Source organism: Aeromonas sp. TS_SC_11, from assembly GCF_057318915.1.
The window spans coordinates 1,403,030-1,415,000 of sequence record NZ_CM170470.1 but is presented as its reverse complement, the minus strand read 5'-3'; the positions used below and the strand labels follow the sequence as shown (position 1 = coordinate 1,415,000).

Sequence of the window (11,971 nt, the reverse complement as noted above, 5' to 3'; positions counted from 1 at the left end):
GCCAAGGTGATACCGGCGTCAGTCACAGGTTTGCCAGTACGCACCATAACTTTATGACCAACCTTGGCACTGGCTGCCGCTTTCAGGTCGGAAGGTTTGTCGCCAACCATATAAGAACGGCTCATGTCGATGCCCAGCTCCTGTTGTGCCAGCAGCAGCATGCCAGGCTCAGGTTTGCGGCAATCACAAGGGGCGCCGTGATCCGGGTGATGTGGACAGAAATAGATACCATCGAGATCTACATCTCGATCGGCCAGTGACCAATCCATCCACTCGGTCAGATTCATGAAGTCATCTTCACTGAAGTAGCCGCGGGCAATACCAGACTGATTGGTGACGACGATCAACAGATAACCTTTCATCTTTAACAGTTGCAGGGCTTCGATCACACCGGGCAGGAAATGGAAGTCATCGACTTGGCTGACATAACCAGTGTCTTCGTTGATGACACCGTCACGGTCCAGAAAAATGGCGGGCTTGCTCACTGTGGACTACCTCAATAAATGATTTTGCAAAGTATCTCATAGGGCACAAGGCCCAAAAAGAAAAAGGGGCGGCCGAAGCCACCCCTTTCATGTTTGTATATAACGAATCGATTAAGCGATTACGCTAGCTACAACACCAGCACCTACGGTACGGCCACCTTCACGGATAGCGAAACGCAGGCCGTCGTCCATTGCGATCGGCGCAATCAGGGTAACAACCATTTTGATGTTGTCGCCTGGCATTACCATCTCTACGCCTTCCGGCAGTTCGATGGTACCGGTCACGTCGGTTGTACGGAAGTAGAACTGCGGACGGTAGCCCTTGAAGAACGGGGTATGACGACCACCTTCTTCTTTGGACAGTACGTACACTTCAGATTCAAACTTGGTGTGCGGCTTGATGGAGCCCGGCTTGGCCAGTACCTGACCACGCTCTACGTCTTCACGCTTGACGCCACGCAGCAGCGCGCCGATGTTCTCGCCTGCACGACCTTCGTCCAGCAGCTTGCGGAACATTTCAACACCGGTACAGGTGGTAGAAACGGTATCTTTGATACCCACGATTTCTACGGTCTCACCGACTTTGACGATACCGCGCTCTACACGACCGGTAACTACGGTACCACGGCCAGCGATGGAGAATACGTCTTCGATTGGCATCAGGAACGGCAGGTCAATTGCGCGCTCCGGCTCCGGGATATAGGTATCCAGGTGGTTGGCCAGCTCGATGATCTTCTCTTCCCATGCAGCGTCGCCTTCCAGCGCTTTCAGCGCGGAACCACGAACTACCGGCAGGTCATCACCCGGGAAGTCATATTCGGTCAGCAGTTCACGAACTTCCATCTCGACCAGTTCGAGCAGCTCTTCGTCATCTACCATGTCGCACTTGTTCATGAACACGATCATGTACGGGATACCAACCTGGCGACCCAGCAGGATGTGCTCACGAGTTTGCGGCATCGGGCCGTCGGTCGCTGCTACTACCAGGATCGCGCCGTCCATCTGGGCAGCACCGGTGATCATGTTTTTAACGTAGTCGGCGTGACCCGGGCAATCTACGTGCGCGTAGTGACGGATGGCGGTGTCGTATTCTACGTGGGAGGTGTTGATGGTGATACCACGCTCACGCTCTTCCGGTGCCTTGTCGATCTGGTCGAAGGCGAAAGCTTTACCACCGAAGTGCTTGGCCAGCACGTTGGTGATGGCGGCGGTCAGAGTGGTTTTACCGTGGTCAACGTGGCCGATGGTGCCGACGTTAACGTGCGGTTTGTTACGCTCAAATTTTTCTTTAGACACGACGTAGTCCTTCTAGGTTAAACCCGCCTACCGTCGTAGGCGGGGAATCATAAATTACTTGGATTTGCGCTCTTCGATAACTGCCTGAGCCACGTTGTTCGGGGCGTCGGAGTACTTAGCGAATTCCATTGCGTAGGAAGCACGACCTTGGGTAGCGGAACGCAGTGCGGTCGCATAACCGAACATCTCGGCCAGCGGCACCAGGGCACGTACGATCTTGCCGGACGGGCCGTCTTCCATACCTTCGATCAGGCCACGACGACGGTTCAGGTCACCGATAACGTCGCCCATGTAATCTTCCGGAGTCTCGACTTCGACCTTCATGATCGGTTCGAGCAGTACCGGATTGGCTTTCATGTAACCAGACTTGAAGGCCATGGAAGCAGCGATTTTGAACGCCAGTTCGGAGGAGTCGACATCATGGTAAGAACCGAAGTGCAGGCGCACGCCCAGATCCATTACCGGATAGCCTGCCAGCGGGCCGGATTTCAGCTGCTCACGGATACCCTTGTCAACACCTGGGATGTATTCACCAGGAATCACGCCGCCTTTGATGTCGTTAACGAACTCGTAGGCTTTGCCGGCTTCCAGCGGGTACATGTCGATAACGACGTGACCGTACTGACCACGACCACCAGACTGCTTGGCGTGCTTGCCTTCGACATCCTTGACGGTTTCGCGGATGGTTTCACGGTAGGCAACCTGAGGCTTACCTACGTTCGCTTCAACCTTGAACTCGCGACGCATACGGTCAACAATGATGTCCAGGTGCAGCTCACCCATACCGGCGATGATGGTTTGGCCAGATTCTTCGTCAGTCCATACGCGGAAAGACGGATCTTCCTGCGCCAGACGGCCGAGTGCCAGACCCATCTTCTCTTGGTCAGCCTTGGTTTTCGGCTCAACCGCGATGGAGATTACCGGCTCTGGGAATTCCATACGCTCGAGGATGATCGGTGATTTTTCGTCACACAGGGTGTCACCAGTGGTCACGTCTTTCAGACCGATGGCGGCAGCGATATCGCCTGCGCGAACTTCTTTGATCTCTTCACGCTTGTTGGCGTGCATCTGAACGATACGGCCGAAACGCTCGCGCTTCTCTTTGACAGAGTTCAGCACTGAGTCACCGGAGTTAACCACACCGGAGTAAACGCGGAAGAAGGTCAGGTTGCCTACGAACGGGTCGGTGGCAATCTTGAACGCCAAAGCAGCGAACGGCTCGTCATCAGATGCATGACGCTCGTCTTTGGTAACGCCGTCCAGCTTCAGGCCGTCGATGGCAGCTACGTCGGTCGGAGCCGGCAGATAGTCAACCACGGCATCCAGCATGGCCTGTACGCCCTTGTTCTTGAACGCGGAGCCACAGGTAACCAGGATGATTTCGTTGTTCAGAACGCGCAGACGAAGAGCTTTCTTGATCTCTTCCTCGGTCAGTTCTTCACCACCCAGGTATTTTTCCATCAGGTCTTCAGACGCTTCAGCAGCGGCTTCAACCAGGGACATGCGCATTTCTTGCGCCTGTTCCAGCAGCTCGGCCGGGATCTCTTCGTAATCGAAGGATACGCCCTGGTCAGCTTCGCTCCAGTTGATGGCTTTCATCTTGACCAGGTCGATAACGCCCTTGAAGTTCTCTTCTGAACCGATGTTCAGTTGCAGAGGAACCGGGGTACCTTTCAGACGGGTCTTGATGTGCTCAACGCAGCGCAGATAGTTAGCACCGGTACGGTCCATCTTGTTGACGAACGCAATACGGGGAACTTTGTATTTGTTAGCCTGACGCCATACGGTCTCAGACTGTGGCTGTACGCCACCTACGGCACAGTACACCATCACGGCGCCGTCCAGAACACGCATTGAACGCTCTACTTCGATAGTAAAGTCAACGTGGCCGGGGGTATCGATGATGTTGATACGGTGCGGTTGGAACTGTTTACCCATACCGGACCAGAAAGCGGTGGTCGCGGCGGAGGTGATGGTGATACCACGCTCTTGTTCCTGTTCCATCCAGTCCATGGTGGCTGCGCCATCGTGAACTTCACCGATCTTGTGACTTACACCGGTGTAAAACAGAACGCGCTCGGTAGTAGTAGTCTTACCGGCGTCGATGTGAGCGGAGATACCGATATTACGATAACGCTCAATGGGGGTTGTACGAGCCATTGTCATCCTCTTACTAGGAGCGGACCCCTAGATAACTGAAGGTGCGCAGAGCCAAAAGACCCTGCGCAAGCGGATTACCAGCGGAAGTGAGCGAAGGCCTTGTTCGCTTCAGCCATACGGTGAACGTCTTCACGTTTCTTGACAGACGAACCCTTATTGTCAGCGGCATCCAGCAGCTCGCCAGCCAAACGCTGAGCCATTGATTTTTCACCACGTTTACGAGCGGCGTCAACCAACCAGCGCATTGCCAGGGCATTGCGACGGACCGGACGAACTTCTACCGGCACCTGATAGGTTGCACCACCGACACGACGAGATTTAACCTCGACGGCCGGACGAATGTTGTCCAGGGCTTCTTCGAATACGGCCAGGTGATCTTTGCCAGATTTGGTGGCAATGATGTCCAGCGCGCCATATACGATGGCTTCGGAAACAGATTTCTTACCGTCAACCATTACTACGTTGACAAATTTAGCCAGCAGCTCTGATCCGAACTTGGGATCCGGCAGGATTTTACGCTGACCAACAACACGACGTCTTGGCATTTCAAATTCTCCGTAACTTCAGGGGTTACCCAAAACTAGAAAGTTATCTAACTAGAAACGAATTAACGTTTGGCCTTACTTAACGGAGAACCATTAAGCTTTCGGACGCTTCACGCCATACTTGGAGCGAGCCTGCTTACGGTCTTTAACACCGGCACAGTCCAACGCACCACGAACGGTGTGGTAACGAACACCTGGCAAGTCTTTTACACGACCGCCACGGATCAGCACAACGGAGTGCTCTTGCAGGTTGTGACCTTCACCACCGATATAGGAGGTGACTTCGAAGCCGTTGGTCAGACGTACACGGCATACTTTACGCAGTGCAGAGTTAGGCTTCTTCGGGGTGGTGGTATATACACGAGTGCACACACCACGCTTCTGAGGGCACGCTTCCAGCGCAGGCACGTTGCTTTTAACAACGAGCTTGATGCGTGGCTTGCGAACCAACTGGTTAATAGTTGCCATCAAAAGGCTCCTGATAATGACTTCATAAACATGTGAAAAATCCTCCCCGCAGATACGGGGACGCGAAATTTTATGCCCTGTTGTCAAGGGAGTCAAGATTTATACAATCCGTGCCGCAAAAGGGCACAATGGATCCCTTGTAAAGAGTCATAACTGACTGAACTTCATCGATAAAAATGGATGCTAGCCGCCCCAGGTCTGTGGTGACCCTTTTTCGGCGATCAACGCGACCAGACCGGCCATATCCAGATCCATCCCGATCCTCTGCTGCAATCCCCTCGCCTGCAAGTCTTCTCGCATCACATAGAGCTGAATATCTGCCAATCGCTCGCACCATTGAGGGGCCGTAGCCGCGATAACGGCATCCTGCATCAGCACCAAGAGATCATCCGGCTGGCGATAGCAGAGCGCCTGTTCCAGATCCTGGCTCAGGAAGGGGGACGTCAGTATCAGCTGTATCATGGTCACCTCAAAAACAGATATGGGTAGCACATTGGCCCCACTGGCGGCAGATATCGGCACGGGAGAGGCTCTCAGCAGGGATCAGCAGGTCATCCATCGTCAGACTTCGTTCGGCAAGCGAGTCGGCACACACATAGACTTCCTCGATGTCATACAGCTCCAGCAGCTTGAAGGTCGGTGCATAGTGGCGCTGCAAGATGGCTTGAGGCTGCTGCTCCTTGACCAGTTGCAAGACACCGTCACCGATGAGGAACAGGGCGAGCGACTCGGTCAGCGCCGAGGTCGCCAGCAAGGCATCCAGTCCTTCCCGTCCGGCGGCGGTACCATGGGGACCACGCCGGCAGATAAAAGCTATCTTGTTCATCTCACCCTCCTAGAACTGGACAAAGCGATCGGCGGTCAGGCTGGCTTCGGCCAGCTGACCCAGCCCACTCAAGCAAAATGGTGCCTGCAGGTTGAACTGCACCTTGCCTGCCCCCCTCGCCTCAGTCTCATCAAGCACACCACGCCGCATGGCGGCGGCAACGCACACATCGATACGTATCCCCTGCCCTATGGCCAACTCACGCCACAGCGCCACCAGGTTACTCTCATCGGAGGCGGGGGCGTGCAGTTCGTTGCCATTGCAGACCCCATCCTGATAGAAGAACAGGTGTGATAGCCGATGCCCTTGTTCGATGAGGCTCAAGGCAAAACGGTAGGCGGTGCTGGCCGACTGGGTGCCATAGGCAGGCCCCGTCACCAACAGGGCGAAACTCAGACTCATATCCGGACTCCTGTGCAGGTCTCTGTCCATTCTACGCCAAAGACAAAAAAGCCCCTCCAGGGAGGGGCTCTTCATTCAGCCGTGGATCAGACGTAAGCGATGGCTTCGACTTCAACCAGCACATCTTTGGGCAGACGGGCCACTTCCACACAAGAGCGGGCCGGCGCCGAGTCACCAAAATAGCGTGCATAAACCTGGTTAAAGGCAACGAAGTTGTTCATGTCGCTGAGGAAACAGGTGGTCTTCAGCACCTTGCTGGTGTCGGCACCCGCCGCCTTCAATACTGCAACCAGGTTCTTCATCACCTGCTCGGCCTGCGCTTCGACGCCGCCAGCCACGATCTCCATGGTGGCAGGATCAAGCGGGATCTGCCCGGAGGTGAAGACCAGCTCGCCCAGTTTGGTAGCCTGAACATACGGACCAATTGCGGCTGGTGCCTTGTCGGTTGCAATAACTTCTTTAGCCATTCTTGTCTATCCCCTTCTATGGCGCTTACTCGTTCTCGTCTTCACCCTGCTTGCGCTGTCGGATGTACAGATAAACGGTATGTTTGGAAATATTCAGTTTGTCGGCGACCAGATTGATCGAGTCCTTGATATCAAATATGCCCTTCTCGAACAGCTGGGTCACGATAAACCTGTTTTTAGCATTGTTGGCAACGGTCGGATCACGGTTGATCTCATCGATGGTGTTATCCACCGTCTGAGCAACCAGCTCTTCCACACTGTTGGCAAACGTCTCCGGTGACTGGCGCTCAACTTGTTGCGGCGTCGGAAAAAACTCAGCGACAAACTCGTGAAAAGGCGCATTGATGTGCAAGTTGATGCAGATAAGACCGATCACCTGCTTGTCACTGTTCCTGATAGCGATGGTACTCGACTTCATCAGGGCACCGGTACGGCTGCGGGCAAAATAACTCTGGGTGTAATCCTGGCCGGTATTCTCTATGTCCTTGAGCATACGCAGCGCGAGATCGGTAATGGGGGCCCCCTCGTTCCGTCCCGTATTGAACCCGTTGGCAATCTTGATCACGGACTCGTGCAGATTTTCCAGGGAGTGAAGAACCACTTCACAGTGCTTGCCGAACAGTTCGGCCAAGCCTTCGATAAGCCCTCCATAGGAGCGCAACAATTCCCTGTCTTCGTCTGTAAAAGTGCGACCGATCAGTTGCTCTTCGGGAAGCATCACTTCCTCGATACCGACAGTCATGTTCTACCTCTGTAATAACCATTCAACTTTCCCGAGTTTTCAATTGCGGGGGGGCAAAGTCAACTTTTTTTGATTTTTTACTCTCCAACCTTGCTCTGGATCATCCGAACATCCGCGTGGCGACTGGCTTTGACGAGAAAACAGCCAATAAAAAGGGCCCCTTGAAGGAGCCCTTTTCGATCACTGCAGCAGAAGATTACTCTTCGTCAAAGCTGCCGGATGCGTTGAGCAGATCCGCCAGATTTTGCTGAGCTTCGTCGGCAGTCACCTGCGGCACACCAACAGCACGGGCTGCGGCGGCACGCTGGTTGATCCGGGCATGGTGGTAGGCAAAGCCGGTACCAGCCGGGATCAGACGACCCACGATCACGTTCTCTTTCAGGCCACGCAGTTCATCACGCTTGCCGCCAACGGCCGCTTCGGTCAGAACACGAGTGGTTTCCTGGAAGGAAGCCGCGGAGATGAAGGACTCTGTGCTCAGGGATGCCTTGGTAATACCCATCAGGATATGACGGAAGGTGGCCGGAGTCTTACCCTCGGCAACCAGCTTACGGTTGGCAATCTTCACGCGAGCCACTTCAACCTGCTCGCCTTCGATAAGGTCAGTGTCGCCAGCGCTCAGGATCTCGCACTTGCGCAGCATCTGACGAACGATGACTTCGATGTGCTTGTCGTTGATCTTAACGCCTTGCAGACGGTAAACGTCCTGCACTTCGTTGGCAATGTAGTTGGCGACCGGGCTGATACCGCGCAGACGCAGGATGTCGTGAGCAGATTCAGGACCGTCTGCCAGCACTTCACCCTTCTCAACTTTTTCACCTTCGAACACGTTCAGGTTACGCCACTTCGGAATCATCTCCTCGTAGACGTCGCCACCATCAGTCGGGGTGATGACCAGACGGCGTTTGCCCTTGGTCTCTTTCCCGAAGGAGATGGTACCGGAGATCTCGGCCAGGATAGCCGGTTCCTTCGGTTGACGTGCTTCGAACAGATCCGCAACGCGCGGCAGACCACCGGTGATGTCCTTGGTACCACTGGACTCTTGCGGGATACGCGCGACCGCGTCACCCACGCCCACGTTGGCACCATCTTCCAGGTTCACGATCGCCTTGCCCGGCAGGAAGTACTGGGCGGCAACGTCGGTACCCGGGATCATGACATCCTTGCCGTTCTGGTCGACCAGCTTCACGGTCGGACGCATCTCTTTACCGGCGCTCGGACGTTCGTTGACATCCAGTACGACGATGGAGGAGAGACCGGTCAGCTCGTCGGTCTGACGAGTGATAGTCACGCCATCGATCATGTGCTCGAACTGGAGGCGACCCGCCACTTCAGTGATGATCGGGTGGGTATGCGGATCCCAGTTGGCGACTGTGTCACCGGCGCTCACGGCCTGGCCATCTTTCACTTCCAGCACGGAACCGTAAGGCAGCTTGTGGCTTTCCTTGGTACGGCCCATGTCATCCATGATGGTCAGTTCGGTAGAACGGGAAGTGATAACCAGTTTGTCATCGCTGTTGTGAACGAACTTGGCGTTCTGCAGCTTGATGCTACCTGTGTTCTTGACCTGGATGCTGCTCTCGGCAGCAGCTCGGGATGCGGCACCACCGATGTGGAAAGTACGCATGGTCAGCTGGGTACCCGGTTCACCGATGGACTGGGCGGCGATAACACCGACAGCCTCACCCTTGTTAACCAGGTGGCCACGGGCCAGATCACGGCCGTAGCAGTGAGCACAGTTACCGAAGTCAGTCTCACAGGTGATGGCAGAACGTACCTTCACACGGTCAACGGAGTTGCGCTCCAGCAGGTCACACAGCTGCTCGTCGAGCAGGGTGTTGCGCGCTACCAGAATTTCGTCTTCAGTACCCGGCTTGATCACGTCATCGGCAACCACACGGCCCAGCACGCGCTCACGCAGCGGCTCGACCACGTCACCACCTTCGATCAGCGGAGTCATCCACAGACCTTCAACAGTGCCGCAATCGTCCTCGGTGATCACCATGTCTTGTGCCACGTCAACCAGACGACGAGTCAGGTAACCGGAGTTAGCCGTCTTCAGTGCGGTATCCGCCAGACCCTTACGGGCACCGTGAGTGGAGATAAAGTACTGCAGTACGTTCAGACCTTCGCGGAAGTTAGCCACGATAGGGGTCTCGATGATGGAGCCATCGGGCTTGGCCATCAGGCCACGCATACCGGCCAGCTGACGGATCTGGGCTGCGGAACCCCGCGCACCAGAGTCGGCCATCATAAAGATGCTGTTGAACGACGCTTGCTCTTCTTCTTCACCCAGGGAGTTGACATCACGCTCTTTGGACAAGTTCTCCATCATGGCCTTGGAGACGCGCTCGTTGGCGCTGGCCCAGATATCGATAACCTTGTTGTAGCGTTCGCCCGCGGTCACCAGACCGGACAGGAACTGGTCCTGGATCTCGGCAACTTCGGCTTCGGCAGCGGCGATGATGTCTTTCTTGGCATCCGGGATGACCATGTCATCGATACCAACGGACGCACCGGACAGGGCCGCATAATGGAAACCGGTATACATCAGCTGGTCAGCGAAGATAACGGTGTCCTTCAGGCCCTGCTTGCGATAGCAGGTGTTCAGCAGACGGGAAATAAGCTTTTTACCCAACGCCTTGTTGGAAACACTCTTGATCCAGTTCTGCGGATTGGCATCCAGATCGGCCTGCTCTGCAGCAGTCAGCACCTTGGGCTCATCGATCAGGGCATATTCCATGCCTTTCGGCAGGATCAGGCTCAGGATCGCACGACCAACAGTGGTGTTCTTCAGCTCGGTACGCTCTACCAGCGAATCATCTGCCTGACGGAGATATTCGGTGATACGTACTTTGACGCGAGCATGCAGATCGGCCAGACCGGCGCGATATACCTTCTCGGCCTCTTTCGGGCCGGCCAGCACCATACCTTCGCCCTTGGCGTTGATACGGGCACGGGTCATGTAGTACAGACCCAAGACCACGTCCTGGGAAGGAACAATGATCGGCTCACCGGAGGCAGGCGACAGGATGTTGTTGGTAGACATCATCAGCGCACGCGCTTCCAGCTGGGCTTCCAGGGTCAGCGGTACGTGGACCGCCATCTGGTCACCATCGAAGTCCGCGTTATAGGCGGCACAAACGAGCGGGTGCAGCTGGATGGCCTTGCCTTCGATCAGGGTCGGTTCAAACGCCTGGATACCCAGACGGTGCAGGGTCGGTGCACGGTTCAGCAGAACCGGGTGTTCGCGGATCACTTCGTCCAGGATATCCCAAACGACAGCTTCTTCACGCTCCACCATCTTCTTGGCGGCCTTGATAGTGGTCGCCAGACCGCGGGATTCCAGCTTGCCATAGATGAACGGCTTGAACAGTTCCAGCGCCATCTTCTTCGGCAGACCGCACTGATGCAGACGCAGGGTCGGACCTACGGTGATAACGGAACGACCAGAATAGTCGACGCGCTTGCCCAGCAGGTTTTGACGGAAACGACCTTGCTTACCCTTGATCATATCGGCCAAGGATTTCAGCGGACGCTTGTTGGAACCTGTGATGGCACGACCACGACGGCCGTTGTCCAGCAGGGCATCCACGGACTCTTGCAGCATGCGCTTTTCGTTGCGCACTATGATGTCCGGTGCAGCCAGGTCCAGCAGACGCTTCAAGCGGTTGTTACGGTTGATCACGCGACGATACAGATCGTTCAGATCGGAAGTCGCGAAACGGCCGCCGTCCAGCGGTACCAGCGGACGCAGGTCCGGCGGCAACACAGGCAGCACTGTCATGATCATCCACTCCGGCTTGTTGCCGGACTGCAGGAAGGCTTCCATCAGCTTCAGACGCTTGGTGGTCTTCTTGCGCTTGGTTTCGGAGTTGGTCTGATCCAGCTCCTCACGCATGGTCTTGACTTCACCTTCCAGATCGATGGCACGCAGCAATGCAAGGATTGCTTCGGCACCCATCTTGGCGTCAAATTCGTCGCCCCACTCTTCCAGTGCGTCCAGATAATTCTCTTCGGAGAGCATCTGGCTGCGCTCGAGGTTGGTCATGCCGGGTTCGATCACTACATAGGATTCGAAATACAGCACGCGCTCGATGTCACGCAGGGTCATGTCCAGCAGCAGACCGATACGGGACGGCAGGGACTTCAGGAACCAGATGTGGGCAGTCGGGCTGGCCAGCTCGATATGGCCCATACGCTCGCGACGGACCTTGGTCTGGGTCACTTCTACGCCACACTTCTCGCAGATCACACCACGGTGTTTCAGGCGCTTGTACTTGCCGCACAGACACTCGTAGTCCTTCACCGGTCCGAAGATACGGGCACAGAACAGACCATCACGTTCCGGCTTGAAAGTCCGGTAGTTGATGGTCTCAGGCTTTTTGACCTCACCGAATGACCAGGAGCGGATCATGTCAGGAGAGGCCAGACCGATCTTAATACTGTCAAACTCTTCGGTCTTGGTCTGAGCCTTCAAAAACTTGAGTAAGTCTTTCACGTGTTTCCCCTGTCAGGAGTCTAACCTCGGCGCCCCTACTGCCAAAGCAGCGGGGCGCCCACGTCAATTCTCGAACAAT

At 55.4% G+C, this 11,971-nt stretch carries 11 protein-coding genes (1 of these 11 only partly in view); all 11 read right to left on the bottom strand.

Annotation, left to right across the window (positions count from 1 at the left end):
- A protein-coding gene (gene gmhB / locus AC1P02_RS06660; protein ID WP_111589963.1) for a D-glycero-beta-D-manno-heptose 1,7-bisphosphate 7-phosphatase crosses the window boundary here: on the bottom strand, positions 1-485 show its 5' portion. Its footprint begins 58 nt before the window's first position; the window shows 485 of its 543 coding nt (coding positions 1-485); it begins with the start codon at positions 483-485; its stop codon lies beyond the left edge, outside the window.
- Between the two features lie 111 nt (positions 486-596).
- A complete protein-coding gene (gene tuf / locus AC1P02_RS06655; protein ID WP_011898272.1) occupies positions 597-1,781 on the bottom strand; it encodes an elongation factor Tu in 1,185 nt (394 codons plus the stop codon).
- A gap of 54 nt (positions 1,782-1,835) precedes the next feature.
- Complete coding sequence (gene fusA / locus AC1P02_RS06650) at positions 1,836-3,941, bottom strand: elongation factor G (protein WP_005318585.1); 2,106 nt, start codon at positions 3,939-3,941, stop codon at positions 1,836-1,838.
- A gap of 74 nt (positions 3,942-4,015) precedes the next feature.
- On the bottom strand, positions 4,016-4,486 hold the full coding sequence (gene rpsG / locus AC1P02_RS06645; protein WP_005318583.1) for a 30S ribosomal protein S7: 471 nt from the start codon (positions 4,484-4,486) through the stop codon (positions 4,016-4,018).
- Between the two features lie 93 nt (positions 4,487-4,579).
- The gene (rpsL, locus tag AC1P02_RS06640) at positions 4,580-4,954 is read right to left on the bottom strand and encodes a 30S ribosomal protein S12 (RefSeq protein ID WP_005306278.1); all 375 of its coding nucleotides are present in this window, start codon (positions 4,952-4,954) and stop codon (positions 4,580-4,582) included.
- A 183-nt stretch (positions 4,955-5,137) separates the two neighbouring features.
- Positions 5,138-5,416: a sulfurtransferase complex subunit TusB gene (tusB, locus tag AC1P02_RS06635; RefSeq protein WP_485184644.1), complete on the bottom strand. Its 279-nt coding sequence runs from the start codon at positions 5,414-5,416 to the stop codon at positions 5,138-5,140.
- Positions 5,417-5,423: 7 nt separating this feature from the next.
- Entirely contained in the window at positions 5,424-5,780 is a 357-nt protein-coding gene (tusC, locus tag AC1P02_RS06630; protein ID WP_485184642.1) for a sulfurtransferase complex subunit TusC, read from the bottom strand.
- Positions 5,781-5,789: 9 nt separating this feature from the next.
- Complete coding sequence (gene tusD, locus AC1P02_RS06625) at positions 5,790-6,182, bottom strand: sulfurtransferase complex subunit TusD (protein WP_447835490.1); 393 nt, start codon at positions 6,180-6,182, stop codon at positions 5,790-5,792.
- A gap of 86 nt (positions 6,183-6,268) precedes the next feature.
- On the bottom strand, positions 6,269-6,649 hold the full coding sequence (locus tag AC1P02_RS06620; RefSeq protein WP_005318574.1) for a RidA family protein: 381 nt from the start codon (positions 6,647-6,649) through the stop codon (positions 6,269-6,271).
- A 25-nt stretch (positions 6,650-6,674) separates the two neighbouring features.
- Positions 6,675-7,391, bottom strand: a complete 717-nt coding sequence (locus tag AC1P02_RS06615; protein WP_005318572.1) for a helix-turn-helix transcriptional regulator — start codon at positions 7,389-7,391, stop codon at positions 6,675-6,677.
- Positions 7,392-7,587: 196 nt separating this feature from the next.
- Positions 7,588-11,892, bottom strand: a complete 4,305-nt coding sequence (gene rpoC, locus AC1P02_RS06610; protein ID WP_005318570.1) for a DNA-directed RNA polymerase subunit beta' — start codon at positions 11,890-11,892, stop codon at positions 7,588-7,590.
- Positions 11,893-11,971 lie beyond the last annotated feature (79 nt).